Source organism: Microvirga arvi (assembly GCF_016892765.1).
Taxonomy (GTDB): domain Bacteria; phylum Pseudomonadota; class Alphaproteobacteria; order Rhizobiales; family Beijerinckiaceae; genus Microvirga; species Microvirga arvi.
Map to the genome: position 1 here is coordinate 1 of NZ_JAFEMD010000005.1, position 16,131 is coordinate 16,131.

Sequence of the window (16,131 nt, forward strand, 5' to 3'; positions counted from 1 at the left end):
CGTCCACTCCGCGCCCGGCCTCGGCTCATGCCTCAGCTTAACGACACCGTCTGTCAGATTAAGTCCAAACTACTTCAAACCCAGAACCCTCTGATTAAAAGTCAGAGGTTCTTTGGCTATCAAGCAGAATAAGTCTGGCCTGCCGCAGCGGGTGCAAGACTATCATGGCTCAACAGAGCAGTACTCCTAGGATCTTTTCCACGACCCACTCATTGGGAGACCAGACAAGGATACGAGGTCAACGCGATGAGCCTCACCGGCGCAATGAGGAAATCGCTGGGCGCACTCATCCAGATGCTGGGCATCGCTGCCCGGCCCGTGCAGGATGCGCAAGGCGAGAGGGGCGTGGTCATCCAGCCCTACCGTGGCTATGGATCCCACTCCGAGGTCTTCCTGATTGGCCGGGTGTTCCGACAATCGAGTCCACACGCGGAGACCAGACGAGGATACCTCCTGACCAACCTACGCGACATCGGTCGGCGCATTGCCCGCCGCGCGATCCCCGATGCCATCGTGACCGCCCGGTTCTATGGAGCGGAGGAAACCGTCACCACCGACAAGGACGGCTATTTTCGGGTCCATCTCTCCCCTGCCCTGCCTCCCCGGCTCGACCGTTCATGGCACATCATGGATCTGACCCTGCCGCAGCCCCATGCGGTTCAGGCGCAGGCTCAGATCTTCATCCCGCCAGCCAGCTGCCGGTATGTGGTCATCAGCGACATCGATGATACGGTCATGCACACCGGGGTTGCCAACAAGCTCAGGATGCTCTGGCGCCTGTTCGTCGAAGACGCGCAGAGCCGGGTAGCGTTTCCCGGAGTCGGGGCTTTGTACCGCGCCCTGCACGCCGGCGCCTCCGGCGACCAGCACAACCCCATGCTCTATGTCTCACGAGCCCCCTGGGGCATCTACGAGGTGCTGGAAGCGTTTTTCGATCGGCATGGTATCCCGATCGGCCCAATCCTGTTCCTGCGGGAATGGGGCGTCTCCTGGACAAGTCCGCTGCCGCGCAAGGCCGAGGACCACAAGCGCGAGCTGATCCACAACATGCTGGCACTCTATCGTGAGCTGCCCTTCATTCTCATCGGCGACAGCGGTCAGCACGATCCCGAGATCTATCGTCAGATTGTCGAGGAGCATCCCGGGCGGGTGCTGGCGGTCTACATCCGCAATGTCTCACGGGATCCCAAGAGGATCAGAGAGATTGAGGACCTCGCCAAGGTGGTGGCGGGCGCGGGCAGCAGCCTGGTTCTGGCGGCCGACAGTGTGGCGATGGCCGAGCACGCCGCGAGCCTTAGTCTCGTTTCCGCAGAGACTGTCTCTGAAGTCCGGAACGAGAGAACGGCTACCGATCCGACTGAGCCTGAGTCGCAGACCTACGGCATTCAGAGGTCTACTCCAACGCGGACGGCAGAGGCCGTAGCGCAGGGTGACTTGCAGGATCTGGTTGGGACCGGATCCGAGCCGATGCCGCCCAATGTGATCATCGAGCCGACAACACGGGAGCAGCCCAAGCAACCCTGATGGGATGGGAGTATCTGCTGGCTCAAGATGATAACTTTCAGGCTATTAGAACCTGAGCCGTTCCTAACCGTCATCCTTGTGCAGCGCGCCACGATGATACGCTTCTCTGCGGGGTCAACTGACGCTGGCAGTCGTGGCTCTGCTGGGCATCACTGTCTTAGCTCGATTGTAGCAAGTGAAGGCAGAAGCGATTCTGCTCAGCGCACCAGAACCTCACAGGTTGCCAACCGGCTTGGCTTGCTAAGTTCTGGAAGGTACCAACATCATACTTATACGAGGTGTCCGTGTGGATGCTCTCCCCGACCTCAAACGCGATTGGAACCTCCCCAACCTGATACATCAATGGTCTTGTGGCAACCAGATGAGCCTCAACACGGAACGGGTCATGCTGCACGCGGGCCTCGTGGCGGAAGTCTTCGGGATCGAATACAGTGCCGAGAAGGCGATTGAGGTGAACCAACAGGTTCTTATGCAGCTCAGCCATTAGACCATCAGCCTGGCTGTAGGCGCGTAACAGGCTCTGTTCATCACGATTGGGATCGGCTCCAACCAGAAACCAGCTTGGCCCAAGGGTCTCGCGGGCCCGCGTCAGAAATGCGACTGCGCCTGCAGGATCGAAGTTGCCGATCGTGGAGCCTGGAAAGAACCCAAGGGTCGGACTTACCCCACGCTCGATCGGAAGGGTGATCTGCTTGGTGTAATCCGCGCATACCGGAGAAACCTCGATCCCCGGATAGTCCTCTGCAATCCGCAGTGTGGCGGCTTCGAGAAACTCACGTGAGATGTCGAGAGCAACGTACCGCGTCGGCGCAGTGAGTGTATCGAGCAGTATGCGAACCTTGTGGCTTGCTCCGCTGCCAAACTCGACGATCGTGGCTCCGGACCCAACCAGGCTGCCAATCTCATCGGCCGTTGAGCGCAGGAGAGCACCCTCGCAGCGGGTGAGGTAGTAATCTTGCGTGTAGCAGATGCGGTCGAACAGGGACGACCCCGCCTCATCCCACAGGTACTTGCCCGGAAGCGTCTTCTGGGCAAGAGACAGACCGCCAAGCACATCCCGCAGCACCTCATTCCGCTCGATCAATCCGGCCTCCTGCGTGAGCATGGTCATTAATGGGGCTTGCGCCTTTAGTCTTCGTCGAGCGTGCGCCTCACTTTTGTGGCCCGCTCAGCATCGATGAAGGGCTTCTCGATCAGGTGCATGCCAGGGTCCAAACGCCCATGGTGCACAATAGGGTTCTGTCGCAAACTTGGTTTTTACTTGTTTATACTGGTGGGCTCGTGCTGACCGGCCGCTGTAGTATCAACGACTTAACGCCGCCGCCGTGACCCAACATGGCGCCGAAAAACACCTATACTTCGAGTTTGCGACAGAACCGGAGAAGTGGCTGCCGCCGGGCGAGACCGAGCAAGTACCCGATCAACGCCTCCATCATCAGTTCCCGCTGCTGGCCCGGATCGTATGGCGACGGCCCGTAACGATCGCTTGTGGGAAGCGAGAGCATCGCGGCGAACACAGGCGCAACCGTCAGGACGTCGTCCGTCGCCTGAGCCAGGAAGGTCTCCAGCTTCACCAGCCGCTCGCCGGGCGTATCGTCTTGCCGGAACCCGGCATCCCGTTCGATCCGCTCGACGAACGAATGCAGCGGAGAATTGCTGAAAAAGGGCGAGCACTGGCACTGCACCTCGGTGTGGGGTTCTGGCCGCACGTGGTCGCGGAACTCGCGCGCGACCCGCGATTTGCCAATCCCGGCTTCGCCGGACAGCAATGCCACCTGCCCGTCTCCACCCCTGACCTGCTCCCATCTCTGTGCGAGCAGCCGAAGCTCCTCGGCCCTTCCGACCAGGGACGCAGTCCGCGTGCCGTGGGCCTCGAAGCGGCTCTCGACGGCGCGGGGGCCGAGCACCTGCCAGAGCCCGACAGGGGCAGCAAAGCCCTTCAGGTTCTGGGGACCGAGATCGTCGAGGTAAAAGCCGCTGCCGAGCAGGCGCCAGGTCGCCGGCGCGATTACCACCGCGCCCGGCGCCGCAAGGGTCTGGAGCCGCGCGGCAAGGTTCGGGGTCTCGCCCACCACACTCCGTTCCTGGGCTGCACCTGCGCCGACCAGATCACCCACCACGACTACGCCCGTGGCAATGCCGACCCGAGCGCGCAACGGATCCACTCCGAACGGAACCGGGACACGGCCCACCTCCTCGGCTAGGGCCAGACCAGCGCGGACCGCCCTGACGGCATCATCCTCGTGAGCCTGCGGATAGCCGAAATACGCGAGCACCCCGTCGCCCATGTACTTCGCCACGTAGCCCCTGCACTCGGCAACGATTCCAGAGCAGGCTTCATGATAAGCGCTGAGGACGGCGCGGTATTCCTCGGGGTCCAGAGTGCTTGCGAGGGTGGTCGACTCGACGAGGTCGCAGAACATCACCGTCAATTGCCGCCGCTCCGCTTCCACACCAATGTTGCCAGGGTTAGCCAGCGAGCGATCGAGCTGTGAAATGGCGTCGAGGAGTTTCCGGCGGTGGCCGACCGCATGGACGCCGAGCTCCTTCAGGTCCTCGCCAGTGAGCCGCGGCAGGATGTCGGCATCCACGGCATTGTCGCGGAACGCCTGCTCGTACTGCGCCAGCCCGAGGCTCCGTAGCCACTGCGCGACATCCACGTCCTGTCTCCCGCCGAGAGGCCGCAGCTTGCCGAGAGGATACACCGAGGCCGCTCATGCAGCGAGCGCCATCATGGGAGATCATCAGATGATAGGGCCTTACGATGAAGCGGTTGGAGGTGGGCTGGGCGGGTGATGCCCGACTTCCCTTTACACAAGCCCACTACGGAACGTCTCTTCAGGGTCAGGAACCGAGATTTCCTGCGTTCTCGGAACGTCCGGTTCGATGGGGATTGCTGCCCTCGAGCTTGGATCTCAGGCGTGCCGCAACCCGACGAAGAATGGGATCAGGCAATCCCGAAGCACCGCTGCCCTGATCCCCGAGATTTCGAGGTGGAGGAGGACTGCCTGAGGGTATATAATGGATCCCGCTGGCTTCGAGGGAAGCCGCGCCGGGAGGACAGTGCCATGCCGAAGCTCTCACGCCGAGATGCTGGCCTTATCCTCGTTGCAGCCGGCTTGCTTACGCCTTATTCCTTCGCCGCGGACGGGAAGCCGCTGGCCATTAAGGGCTATGATCCGGTCGCCTATTTCGATATGGGAACGCCCACACGCGGGCTGCCGGATTTTGAGCTCGAATGGGATGAGCACCGCTACCACTTCGTGAGCGCCGAACATCGCGAGCTTTTCAAGGCCGATCCTGTTCGCTACGCGCCCCAGTTCGGAGACTACTGTGCCATGGCGCTGGCAATGGGCGAACTCGACGAGGCAAACCCGGAGAACTGGCTGATCAGCGACGGTAAGCTTTATATTTTCGGTAAGGCAGCGCCGATGGGACCTGCGCTCTTCCAGCAGGACCTTGCTGCCAACGTTGCCAAGGCCAACCAGAACCGCCCGCTCATTCAAGCACACTAGCGGTTCATTCTCTCGTCCGGCAGCGGATCGCCTGTGACCGGATAGAGGCCGGCCTTACGCATGCCGTCACGCAAGTGGTCGAGATCGGCAGACTTCAGAAACTTGGTTCCGAATTCATGCGGATCGAAGGTCGGGAAGACGCGGCGTATCATCGTGACAACACGGGCGGCATCCTCAGCCTGGCCGTTCTGGGCATAGGCCGCAGCTAGCACGATGCGGCTGGAGTTTACGCTGCTAGCCGTGCGAAGATTAACTTCCGCCTGCTCGATGGCTGCGGGGTATCGCCGTCTCAAATAGTATGCGAGGCTCAGGGCAAAGCGGTCGACGCCATTGAGCTCGGGATCAATACGCTGCGCCTGCTCCAAGGCCTCGATCGCGGCATCCGTCTGTCCCAGCCACAACAATACGGTGCCACGCCCGGCAAGCCCCTGGGCGTCGTTGGGATTGATGGTAAGGGCGCGGTCGATCTCTGCCTGTGCTTCACGATATCGCTGACGAAAAAGGTGGATGTGGCCGAGGACTACGCGGGCGCGCACTTCGGAATTGTCAAGGCTGAGCGCTTTGACGGCCAGTTCCTCGGCGCGTGCCAGAAAGGCAATTGGCGACTCCGCCCAGCCCATTGAGGCCGCGAGGTGATAGGTTTCGGCGAGTGCTGCGTAAGCGGCAGCGTAATTGGGGTCCAGCTCGATGGCGCGTCTGAGCAGGACGCGCGCCTCCGCGTTGTTCGCGCGCGTTGGGCGCTGCAAAGCTGGCCGTGCGCGGAGCACGTAATCGTAGGCTGCAAGGCTTTCCGTCGGCTTCGCCAACACACGGCGTTGTTCGATCTGGGTCACGCCGATCGCCAAGGCCCCGGCGATCTGGGACGTAATCTTGTCCTGCAAGGCAAAGATGTCGATCATCGCCTCGTCGAAGCGGGCCGACCAAAGTACCCTGCCGCCTGCATCAACGAGTTGTGCGGCGACGCGGAGGCGGTCGTCGACATGGCGTACACTGCCCTCCACCTGATAGCGCACTGCCAGATTACGGGCGATCTCTCCGGGGCTCGCGGGCATGTTTTTGTAGGGAAAAACGGCGTTCCACGAAATCACGGTCAGCGCGGAAAACCGGCCGAGCGCGTTGATGATGTCCTGCGTCAAGCCATCGGCGAGATAATCGCGCTCTGGATCGGTGTTCTGGCTTTGGAATGGAAGTACGGCGATCGCGGGTCTCGCGCCGAGTTCGACGTTCCTCGTGAACTCATTGCCAGTAAGCAAAGGGCCGATAGATTTCCACCCGGAGGTAACACCGAGCCACACCGATCCCGCCGCAAGCGCGAGCGTGACAGCCATGGCGGCCATCAAGCCTGCGCGTCCGCGGGTGAACTGTGCGCTGGACCTCCCATCGACTCGCAGGCAATACGCCCGCACAGGCCGCGCGATGTTCTTGAGCTTGTGTTCGCCCCAATCGACGAGGGCGATGTCCATCTTGCCCTGTACGTCCTCCTGCACACGGCCCGATACGCAGATGCCGCCCGGCTCGGCGAGCACTTGCAGGCGGGCCGCCACATTGACGCCGTCCCCGAAAATGTCTGGTCCCTCGATAATGATGTCGCCGACGTTGACGCCAATTCGGAATTCGATGCGCTCTTCATGAGGCACCGCGACGTTGCGCTCAGCCATGCCGCGCTGGATTGCGACGGCGCAGCGCACGGCTTCGACGACGCTGGCGAACTCCGACAGCAGACCGTCGCCGGTGGTCTTGACAATGCGTCCGCGGTACTCGTGGATCGTCGGATCGATCAGGACGCGCAGATGCTCGTTCAGCCGCGCCAGCGTGCCTTCTTCGTCTGCTCCCATAAGGCGACTGTAACCGGCGACATCAGCCGCCAGGATCGCCGCCAGTCGCCGATCCACACGCTCCGTCGTCAATGTGGCTCTCCCAATTCACGCCGACGGCCGTTCCAGTGGATTATTGAGAGAAACTCCTCCACCAGGCACTTGGGAACCAGGCAGGCTCCCCGACTGACCAACCCGACATTTGAGCGCTCAAGGTCCCGATGCGGCACAGGCAGCCGCATGTCCGCTTGAGGTCGATGCCGATCCGGAAGGGGATCCGTTTCTCTTCCGCGACCCGGGCCTGGTGCTCGGCCGTGACCTGCTGGGCCTCGATCGCGTATTCGACGGCTTCGACGACGCTCAGGAACTCGACGAGGGCGCCGCCGCCCATCAGCTTGATGGTGCGGACGCGGTGCCGGACGATGCGGGGCTCGATCAGCTCCTTGCGGAGGGCCCTGAGCCGGGCCAGCGTGCCGGCCTCGTCCGCACCCATGAGGCGCGAATACTCGATCATATCGGTAGCCAGGATCGCAGCGAGCTTGCGCTCGACCGGCTGCCCGTGTGCGACGTGACTGTGGCATGGCGGCCGCCCGTCGACAGGGCTGAGGCCGGTGATCCGACATGGCCCGGATGCCCGGCCACAGCCTTCACCCCGCAGGGATGTTGCTCCTTTCGGATCCTCTTGGCTAGCGCTGGGTTGGCCGCGTCGGCGAGAGGGGGCCGGCGAAGCGGCATTCGGCCAGCAGGCATCGCCAACTGGATGCAAACCCTGGGCGATTAGGACAAGCAGGAAGGTTCACGGGGCTCCTTGCGTAATCCCCCTCGTTAACGGGCGCTGTGCGCGTCTGACGGCGATAATCCCGAGAGGCCGTTCTGCGACCACCAAAACTGTTTCTCCATAACGTTCAAGTTGGGTCTACCTCGGTCATCGAATGGGTCAGGACGCATCCGGCACTATGGCCTCCTCGCCAACAGCAGACGCGTCACCAATCTGGCCCGGGCCCGCGCGCTCCTCCTCGCGCGCGGGCCGCCCCTGGAGACCATTGCGGCAGAACTCACGGACGGCCTCGCCAAGGCTGGCACAGCCCTGCCCCTGCTGCTGCGGGCCTCGTCCTCCCACCCCAGATGACCGAAGGGCCCAAAGATTATCGGTCACCCCCGCTATACACCGTTCCAGATCGCCAAGGTGGCACTCCCCCGCAACCTATTCCGCCGCATCTTGGAGATAATCAAGGACTTCCGACCGCGGCAGATGGAGCGATGTTGAACCCGCACCTACAAGCAATCCTATGGATCCAGACGGGAGAGGTGCGCCTGACATCCGCCGGGATGGGCGGAACGGCGCGATAGGGCGGGTACGACCGGCAATCGGGGCCGATCCAGGCCGCAAAACAGCCTTTTGGTGCTGTTCAAAAATCGTCGCCAGGGTTATTCTGCTCCCGAAGGCACGCCACCGGGCCGCTTATCTGGGAATCCCCGTCAGAATCCTGAAAAGGGAAAAACGCGGGCCCCAGAGCGGTGCCTGCGAGGGAGGAGACCTCCATGGCTGACCACCCCACCATTTCGACGGAATCCGACCTGACATCACCAGCCTTACCGACCACCGCGGTCACTCGCCGCTCGCTGCTCGGCGGGGCGGGCATCGCGGTTGGCGCCGCCGTGCTTGCGTCTCCGCCGAGCATGCCTGGAATTACCCCGGCTGCGGCGCAGCCTGTGAGCGCGGACCCGCGACCGCTCGATGCGGCGTTCAAGCGCCGCGCCTTCGAAGTCCGAGAGGTCTGCGCGAGCAACAACGAGAAGATCCCCATCGCGCCCCACCCGACGAATGGCGATGAGGCCCGCTACACCAACAAGATCGGTTCCGACTCACGGGGCCTGCCGCACGACAAACGCGGCGAAGTGGAGCAAGCAGCATGGCAGGCCCTCTATACCGCTTGCCAGTCGGGCGATCCCACTGATTTCGAGAAAATCCCGCTCGGCGGCACTCGCAAACTGGTCAATCCCGTAGGCACAGAGGCCGTCAGTCTCAGCGGCCTAAACCCTACTCAGATCGGGATACCGCCGGCACCAGCCCTTGCAAGTGCGGAGCGCGGCGGCGAGGCGGTCGAGGTCTATTGGCAATCCCTGCTTCGTGATGTTCCGCTTACCGAATTGCGCGACGACACCTCCAATCGCGACGTGCTTGCAGCAACCGAAGAACTCAACAAGCTTGCCGATTTCCGGGGGCCGAAGTCTGGTGGGCGGGTCACGCCCGGTACGCTGTTCCGTGCCAATGTGCTTTATTTCGATCCGGCTGACCCGAAGGGCCGCTCCGTCACGCCCCCAGGCGTTTTGGACGGCCCGCTGATCTCGCAGTTCCTGCTCCGGGACGTGCCCTATGCCGCACAGTGGATGAGTGCTCAAATTCGCACCGCGACGCCCGCCAGCGAATTCCTGACCGAATACGAGGAGTGGCTGGCGATCCAGAACGGCGCCGCACCGAAACGCCAGTTGCAGTTCGACGCGACACCGCGATACATAACGACAGGAAGAGATCTCGCGGAGTATATCCACAGTGGTCCTGCCCTCGGGTGGGCGGCAGCACTGATTCTTGCGACCCCCGGTGGTGGGACGGACCAACGCTACTCCGGGATGTTTCCACCGGCAGAGGCCGTGTCCTCCCCATCGAACCCGTATCGGAAATCGAAAACCCAAGGCCCTGCGGATGCCACCTTCGGGTTGGGCTATGTGCGGGCACTACTCGCCACGGGGATCAGTAACTCCGTCCGCGCGTCCTACTGGCAGAAGTATTTCGTGCACCGTGCTGTACGACCGGAAGCCTACGGCGGTCTGGCGCACCATCGCCTTGCCAATGGTGTGAGCGACTACCCGTTGCATGATGACTTCCTGAAATCGGAAGCCCTCGATCGCAGTAAGGCCAAATACGGCACCTATCTTTTGTCACAAACCTATCCGGAGGCCTCGCCCCTTCACTCCACCTATCCCGGCGGTGCCACGGGCGTTGGTGCCGTCACGGCTACCATATTGAAGGCGTTTTTCGACGAGAGCCGCGTCATCGCCAACTCGGTACAGCCCGATCCGGCCGACCCGACGCGGCTCGTGCCCTATAGCGGCCCGCCGCTCACGGTTGGTGGAGAGTTGAACAAGCTCGCGGTGAATTTCGGTTTCGGACGGAATTGGGCGGGCATCCACTGGCGTTCCGACGCTTCTGCCTCGATGGCGCTTGGTGAGGAAGTGGCGATCGCCATGCTGCGGGACGAGCGCGCTACCCTCCGCGAACCCTTCGACGGGTTCTCCTTCACGCGCTTCGACGGCAGCCGCGTGACAATCTGACAGCAGCCGGGCGTCCACACATGATGAGGTGGACGCTCCCAACGGCCTTGGTGTGCCAAAGTGGAGGTGTTGAACTGCACCAATTGGGGAGGGGTGCATGGAAGAGGTTAGCATAGTTGGACTGAATCTGGCGAAGAGCGTGTACGAGCGCATCATGAAGCGCTTCAAGTCAGCCGGGCCGACACAGCGGTTTCTCGCGGTTTACGATCAAGTAGCAAACCTGTTCCGCCGTTCTGCCCACACCAATGCCGAAGATCTCGCTGTGCCCGTGCTCTTCAGGTCTGGGCTGAGGCGACCAGCATCGTGAGTGCCGTCTAAGCAAGGACAGGCATGTCATTCTTCGACAACTTGGCGGTGCCTTCAGCTCTCCTGACAGGTTTCGCGCGCGTGCGGATGCACCCCGCCGCAGTGTGTCCGATAACTGCCTTTTTGGAACCATCCTCGTCACACCTGCCAGTACTGGAGTAAAATGGATCTCCGAATGGCCTGAGCCGATGGAGGCTGCGATGACGGAGCCGAAGACGTCGTTTCGCGACTTTGAGCATCAAGGCTGGTCGGACCAGGAGGTTGCCGCTAACTATCATGACTTCTTCTCACCCCTCACGACGCAAGCCATTGGGGCGCTTCTCGATGCCACCGCGGTCAGACCTGGGATGTGGGTCGCAGATGTCGCCACCGGTGCCGGCTATGTGGCAGCGGCGGCGGCCTCGTGCCTGATGATGGGATCGCGGTTTGCCAAGGAGCCCATTGAGACAAGCCCTGGCCCATCTCGGAACCGAATGCATGCTCCGCATCGTGAGGCGCACCTCGATCTAAACTATACCAACAAACCATCCCTGGAACGTCGAGAACAGAAAGTGGTCGGCTTCAGACGTAGGGCCGGGCGCATGGTCTCGAACAGTCTCCATCCGGGTTCTCACCTCTTCTATCGGGAACCCGTCAGCCTGCCGCCCGATGGCCAGCGCGCCCTCCAGAACCTTGAGACCCTCCCGAAACGGGAGACACCATCTCATGCGCGAGGCGATGTAAGCGTCCCGCTCCACAGTCGGCGTGTCGGCACAGGCCAAGCGGGTGACGAAGGGCAGCAGATGCTGCCGCTGCTCGTCATTGGCTTGGTCGTTCAGCTGCATCGCCAGCCGGCAGATCGGACGCGAAAAGCACCCTGGCATGTCTTCCACTGAGCGCACCGGCTGGTATGAGAAACCGGTTGCCACAATGGCCGCCTCATTGATGCAGGTTCCGCCGTCTTGCCCAGGAAACGTGTGCGAGCCGTGTTTCAGTCGCCAGTTCAGAATGGGGCCGAAGCTGTCCATCGTGACGCTCCTTGTGGAGTTCCCGCTCAAGGATCGTGATCCTCCGACGCTTCACCTGTCAACACGCAGCGGCGGCCAACGTCACCGCCCTATCCGTTGTAGTGGGACTACAAAGGCTGATGAAGATGCTGAGGATACCGGGCAGCGATAGGTCGAGCAGGATGTCCGTTCCAGCAGGGTGAATGCACCCCACTGCCAACCTGCTTCGCATGACCGCTGTCAAATCTTCTGCTGCGGTGACAGCAAGCCCTCAGGACGACCGGGTTGGATCTGTCAGGGGTTCGACCAGGTCATGGGTCAGAGATCCTGGATCTAGGAATGACGCGCCTGTCTGGCGCTCGATCATGCGCCGCACGCGTGGCCGGTCCGGCCCCTGATGAAGTTCCCGGAGCCGTTCTCCCACAGCGGCGTCAGCCTGGGTGATGCGCTGGTTGTGCCGCACGTAGTCCAGCCAGGTCGGATTATGGTAGCGCTCGATCCAGATCTCCGGGTTCTCCAGATCCCGCAGCAGTGTCCAATGCCGCGCGCCGTCCCGGCGCCGGATCCGCCGCCGCTCGGCCATGACGGCAAGAAAAGCTACTACGTCCGCTTGCGTGATCACGTACTCGATCGTGATCACAACCGGGCCACTGCGCGGTAAGATGTCTACTGCGATATGGGGCTCCGTCCACCGGTTCAGCGGATCGAGGTTGAGCGTCTTCAACTCGGGCAAAGGAAGCCGCAGGCCGAGTGCGGCTCCGGCCACCAGCACCACCGCTGCCATCAGCAGAGGGTCCGAGGTCCCATAATGCTCGGCCGCGACGCCCCAGATCCAGCTGCCGAAGGCCATGCCGCCGAAGGTCGCCATCTGGTAGAGCGCCAGAGCGCGTCCGACCACCCAGCGTGGCGAGGACAGCTGTACGGTGGCGTTGAAGCTCGAGAGCGCCAGCACCCAGCTCGCCCCGCCGAGAGCCATCGCGACCATCGTCGCGAGGGTGAAGGGGCTCAGTCCTGCGACGGTTGCGCAGACGGCAAAGCTGAGGAAGGCAATGCGCACCAGAGCCTCGAGCGACAGCGCCTGCCTCAGACGGGTACTCAAGAGGGCTCCACCGACCGCCCCGGCGCCGAAGGCCCCAAGCAGGAGGCCATAGGTGAGCGGACCTCCCTGGATCAGGTCGCGGGCAATGAGCGGCATCAGGGCCTGGACTGCAATGGCCGCCAGACCGAACACAGCTCCACGAAGCAACACAACGCTGAGATTGGGCGACATCGCCACGTACCGGATTCCGGCCGCCATGGCAGACCCGAGAGTCTCGGGTGGCAACACTCTGGGTGGCTTGGCAGGCTGCCAGCGCGCCAGGACCACGATCAGCCCGAGATAGCTGATCGCGTTAACCGCAAAGGCCGCGAAGGCGCCGATTGTTGCCACGATGAGGCCGCCAAGGGCCGGGCCGACGCTGCGGGCGATGTTGAAGCCCATACTGTTGAGGGCGATCGCTGCCGGCAGGTCGGAGCGGGGCACCATCTCGCCAACCAGCGACTGCCAGGCGGGTCCGTTGAAGGCCGTGCCGCAGCCGACAAGGAAGGTGAAGCCAAGCAGGAGCCAGGGCGTCACCAGGTCGAAGTAGGCGCACAAAGTCAGGGCGACCGATACCGCCAGCAGGAAGAGCTGCGAGGCGAGCATGAGCTTGCGCCGGTCGAAGTTGTCGGCGATGGCGCCGGCCATGAGCGAGAACAGCATGATCGGCAGCGTCGTCGAGGCCTGCACCAGGGCAATGAGGTCGGCCGATGCGCCGATGGAGGTCATCAGCCAGGCCGCGCCCACCGACTGAATCAGCCCACCGAAGTTGGAGGCAAGGCTGGCAATCCAAACCGCCAGGAAGATGCGGTGCCGGAAAGGCGCCAACGAGGAGGTGGGCCTGTCCGATCCTTCAGCATCTTTTGTTGGCATGGAGAACTCAATGTGAGGGCAGGGCCTGAGCCAGCCCTTGGGCGACTAGGTAGGGCCAGCGGCGTTGCCTGCTAGGTGGGGACCAAGGCGCCGAATATAGCTGGCGCTAGAATGGGCCTCACGTTCCCGGCTTAGATATCGGAGGAGCCCTGCTCGCCACGGCGCTGGGTTATCAATGGGCGAAGCTCATCGCCTCGGTGCTCAAGAAGGTTCGGCTGCTGAACCGGCTAAGAAGCCGCCACGTCACCTGGCTGACAGGGCTTCGCTTGCTCTGTCCTCTGCCTCACGATCGACTGCATACGCGCCAGCGCGTTCTGAACCTCGGGACGCCTGGAAATCTCCTGAGCCGAGAACTCGTACCGGCACAGGCGGCAGGTCAGATCCGTCCCGAAGCGGAGCTTCCGCAGCCGGACCTTGAACAGCTGCCGGCAGTGAGGACAGGCTAAATCGATCCGTGTGCTCCCGTGATCCTCGAACAAGCTGCCCTCTCCGGTTAAGGTTCGCCAGCAAGCCCTGAACCATGGCAGTAAGGCGACAAAGAGGCGTTAGCTGTGTGGTCGGGTAGCCTCACACGATGCCCCAGGCCCTGTAGCGGGTGCGGCCTGTGAGCTCGCGCGGCAGGGCTCCGCCGAGCTGGGCCAGCATGAGGTCAATGGCCTTGGGCGTGACCTTGAGCAGCTTGGCCGCGAGCGGCACGGTGACCAGCGGGCGCGACAGGAACAAGTCGACGAGCTCCGGCAGCTTCGAGTTGGAGCGGGTCTTGGCCGTGACCCGGCTCATCAGCTCACGGGCGAGGATGAGCCGGTCGAGATCCTTGTGGGCGAGGACAAGGGCCCCCTCGAGCACCTGGCAGAAGCCCTCGAGCCTCTCGGCTGCCCCTTCCCGGCCCTGGGGCCGGAACTTCGACTGCTTGAAGCCGGCGGCGAGCGGCAGCAGATGGTTGGTGAGTCCCCGCGCCCGCAGGATGGCGGCAGCCATGATCAGGCCAAGCCAGGGCAGGCGGGTGTAGAGGTTGAGATCGAGCCACGCGTTCCACGCCGCCGCGGCAGCCGCAATGGCCGGCCAGTGGGCCGTGCGCTGGACCACATCGAGCCACAGGTCCTCGGCCTCACTCTCGTCCTGGTCGGGATCGTACACCAGATGCGAGCGGCTCTTCGGGATCGGGGTCTCGCCAGCGAGCACCTTGCCGGTGCGCTCGAGCAGGGCATCGATCTCGGCAAAGTGCGCCTTCCACGGATCGGCATCGTTGGCATAGAGCGGGTAGGCCTCGTCATCGTCCGGATCCAGCCGCTTGCCCTTGGGCCGGGTGGGCTTGTCCTGAGCCACGGGGCCGATACCGCGTAGGGCGGCCAAGCCGTCGATGGAGATCGGCCACGGCGCCTTGCGGGCCAGGGCGGTGCGGCGGGCGCGGAGGGCAGCCGCGGCCCGGGTGAGCTCGTGGGTGGGATGGCGCACGTCCATGCCGGCATCGTGCAGCACCAGATCCCCGACATCGACGAGGTGCCCGTCGAGCAGCAGGGCCCGCACCGCCTCAGTCATGTCGCAGCGCGACTGCCAGCCGGCAGAAAGACCCGAGGCCTCCAGTCGGGCGTCGAAGCGCAGGATGCTGATCGTGATCGGCTCGAGACGCCCGGCGATGGTCTCCCACCGCAGCTCCGGCAGAGCATAGGAGCGGGGCACCAGCCGCTCGTCGTCAAAGTCCCCTGCCCTGCCGAAAGCCACGCTTGCACCCTCAAGCTAAGTCATTGATGAACCGAGCTATAGCTTAGCCAGCGGAAGCAAAGCAAGAGATTGCTACTATGAACGATGAGACTTTTGTGCACTCTGCGGCACGGCATTCGCAAAGATCGCGAGCGGTGTGACTGGCGGACCGTTCTGGAGATGCCGCAACGAGTACGGAAGGCGCTGAATGGCAGCAGAGGCCTTTGTTTTAAGCCATTTCGAGACGCTTGTGGACGTCCTTCCTTTCCCGGCTGGTTAACAAAAGGACTTGAGAGACGTCTGCAAACGATCAGTTGCTCGTAGGGGCTGCAGTGTACAGTCACTTTCCGAGCCTGCTCATCTCTGGTACGGCAGGAGTCGGAGCAGCCTCTCGTCTGCGGTCCCTAGGTTGTACGAGCCACTTGGGTACAACATCGTCCCGAACACCACCGACTTCTCATCGATCTAAAAGCCGGAGAGATTACTCACGTTAGTGCGGAGGCGTTGCTCTGACCTGCGAGCAATGCCCATGCTCTTCTGCGTAAGTCACGCCTTGGTTGCGAGGTCGCACGCCTGGCATGAGGCCTCCACCTTCCGTGCGCTCCCTTGGCGCGCGAAGATCAACACAGCGTTGTACGAGATCCCATCGCGCATCTCGTTCACCGTAGTGCTCCAAGGGCTCCATCCTGGCCCATCCTGTGCCAGAGCCGGGGTGTCGAAAGCAAGAGCGTGAGAAGTGGGAGACGCATGAGAATTTCCTGTTGTGACTTTCCGCTGCGCCTAACGTGCGCCTGATGTCCGTCTCACGTCAGCCTGGCCATCATGGAGCTATTGCAGCGCAAAGGCTTGCTATGACAGCGAGCGCGAGAACCAAGAGCGTCGGTGCGCGGTCGCGGGTGGGTGACGCGATGTCATTTGCATGGTCGATGCCCTTCGCCTCCTCATTAATCGAAGTCCGATCCTTCAAACTTCGACGAGTTCTGGGAGATCAGGATCGACCA

At 62.6% G+C, this 16,131-nt stretch carries 12 protein-coding genes; 5 read left to right on the forward strand and 7 right to left on the reverse strand.

The annotated features are described in order from the left end of the window. The first annotated feature begins 246 nt into the window (after positions 1–246). Entirely contained in the window at positions 247–1,524 is a 1,278-nt protein-coding gene (locus ILT44_RS04320) for an App1 family protein phosphatidate phosphatase (protein ID WP_204238343.1), read from the forward strand. A gap of 157 nt (positions 1,525–1,681) precedes the next feature. Here the strand turns inward: ILT44_RS04320 and egtD are convergent, their stop codons facing one another. Continuing rightward, positions 1,682–2,629 (reverse strand): L-histidine N(alpha)-methyltransferase, encoded by a 948-nt coding sequence (egtD, locus tag ILT44_RS04325; RefSeq protein ID WP_239467905.1) that lies wholly within the window; start codon positions 2,627–2,629, stop codon positions 1,682–1,684. A 247-nt stretch (positions 2,630–2,876) separates the two neighbouring features. Beyond that, entirely contained in the window at positions 2,877–4,184 is a 1,308-nt protein-coding gene (locus ILT44_RS04330; protein ID WP_204238345.1) for an adenylate/guanylate cyclase domain-containing protein, read from the reverse strand. Between the two features lie 408 nt (positions 4,185–4,592). Here ILT44_RS04330 and ILT44_RS04335 point away from each other — a divergent pair, with 408 nt between their 5' ends. Beyond that, positions 4,593–5,039 (forward strand): YHS domain-containing (seleno)protein, encoded by a 447-nt coding sequence (locus ILT44_RS04335; RefSeq protein WP_204238346.1) that lies wholly within the window; start codon positions 4,593–4,595, stop codon positions 5,037–5,039. Here ILT44_RS04335 and ILT44_RS04340 read toward each other — a convergent pair. Beyond that, positions 5,036–6,946, reverse strand: a complete 1,911-nt coding sequence (locus ILT44_RS04340; protein ID WP_204238347.1) for an adenylate/guanylate cyclase domain-containing protein — start codon at positions 6,944–6,946, stop codon at positions 5,036–5,038. The two genes, ILT44_RS04335 and ILT44_RS04340, sit on opposite strands and share 4 nt — an antisense overlap. 40 nt (positions 6,947–6,986) lie before the next feature. Next, the gene (locus ILT44_RS04345; RefSeq protein ID WP_204238348.1) at positions 6,987–7,367 is read right to left on the reverse strand and encodes an adenylate/guanylate cyclase domain-containing protein; all 381 of its coding nucleotides are present in this window, start codon (positions 7,365–7,367) and stop codon (positions 6,987–6,989) included. 396 nt (positions 7,368–7,763) lie between these two features. On the opposite strand from ILT44_RS04345, the gene ILT44_RS04350 reads away from it, so the two are divergent. From ILT44_RS04350 to ILT44_RS31850, 3 genes are all read left to right on the forward strand, one after another. Continuing rightward, positions 7,764–7,982, forward strand: a complete 219-nt coding sequence (locus tag ILT44_RS04350; RefSeq protein WP_204238349.1) for a hypothetical protein — start codon at positions 7,764–7,766, stop codon at positions 7,980–7,982. Positions 7,983–8,395: 413 nt separating this feature from the next. Then, positions 8,396–10,186: a vanadium-dependent haloperoxidase gene (locus ILT44_RS04355; protein WP_204238350.1), complete on the forward strand. Its 1,791-nt coding sequence runs from the start codon at positions 8,396–8,398 to the stop codon at positions 10,184–10,186. A 97-nt stretch (positions 10,187–10,283) separates the two neighbouring features. Then, positions 10,284–10,493, forward strand: a complete 210-nt coding sequence (locus ILT44_RS31850; protein WP_372441130.1) for a hypothetical protein — start codon at positions 10,284–10,286, stop codon at positions 10,491–10,493. Between the two features lie 505 nt (positions 10,494–10,998). Here ILT44_RS31850 and ILT44_RS04365 read toward each other — a convergent pair. The 3 genes from ILT44_RS04365 to ILT44_RS04375 all read right to left on the reverse strand — a co-directional run bounded on the left by ILT44_RS04365 (position 10,999) and on the right by ILT44_RS04375 (position 15,151). Then, on the reverse strand, positions 10,999–11,499 hold the full coding sequence (locus ILT44_RS04365; protein WP_204238351.1) for a hypothetical protein: 501 nt from the start codon (positions 11,497–11,499) through the stop codon (positions 10,999–11,001). A 250-nt stretch (positions 11,500–11,749) separates the two neighbouring features. Continuing rightward, positions 11,750–13,429, reverse strand: coding sequence for an MFS transporter (locus ILT44_RS04370; protein ID WP_204238352.1), 1,680 nt, complete (start codon positions 13,427–13,429; stop codon positions 11,750–11,752). Between the two features lie 567 nt (positions 13,430–13,996). After that, entirely contained in the window at positions 13,997–15,151 is a 1,155-nt protein-coding gene (locus tag ILT44_RS04375; RefSeq protein WP_204238353.1) for an RHE_PE00001 family protein, read from the reverse strand. Positions 15,152–16,131: the final 980 nt, after the last annotated feature.

What these genes read in the sequence shown, in the direction of transcription:
- ILT44_RS04365 (WP_204238351.1), bottom strand. Translation starts at nt 11,499, where the DNA reads ATGGACAGCTTCGGCCCCATTCTGAACTGGCGACTGAAACACGGCTCG.
- ILT44_RS04355 (WP_204238350.1), top strand. Translation starts at nt 8,396, where the DNA reads ATGGCTGACCACCCCACCATTTCGACGGAATCCGACCTGACATCACCA.
- egtD (WP_239467905.1), bottom strand. Translation starts at nt 2,629, where the DNA reads ATGCTCACGCAGGAGGCCGGATTGATCGAGCGGAATGAGGTGCTGCGG.
- ILT44_RS04320 (WP_204238343.1), top strand. Translation starts at nt 247, where the DNA reads ATGAGCCTCACCGGCGCAATGAGGAAATCGCTGGGCGCACTCATCCAG.
- ILT44_RS04370 (WP_204238352.1), bottom strand. Translation starts at nt 13,429, where the DNA reads ATGCCAACAAAAGATGCTGAAGGATCGGACAGGCCCACCTCCTCGTTG.
- ILT44_RS04335 (WP_204238346.1), top strand. Translation starts at nt 4,593, where the DNA reads ATGCCGAAGCTCTCACGCCGAGATGCTGGCCTTATCCTCGTTGCAGCC.
- ILT44_RS31850 (WP_372441130.1), top strand. Translation starts at nt 10,284, where the DNA reads ATGGAAGAGGTTAGCATAGTTGGACTGAATCTGGCGAAGAGCGTGTAC.
- ILT44_RS04345 (WP_204238348.1), bottom strand. Translation starts at nt 7,367, where the DNA reads ATGATCGAGTATTCGCGCCTCATGGGTGCGGACGAGGCCGGCACGCTG.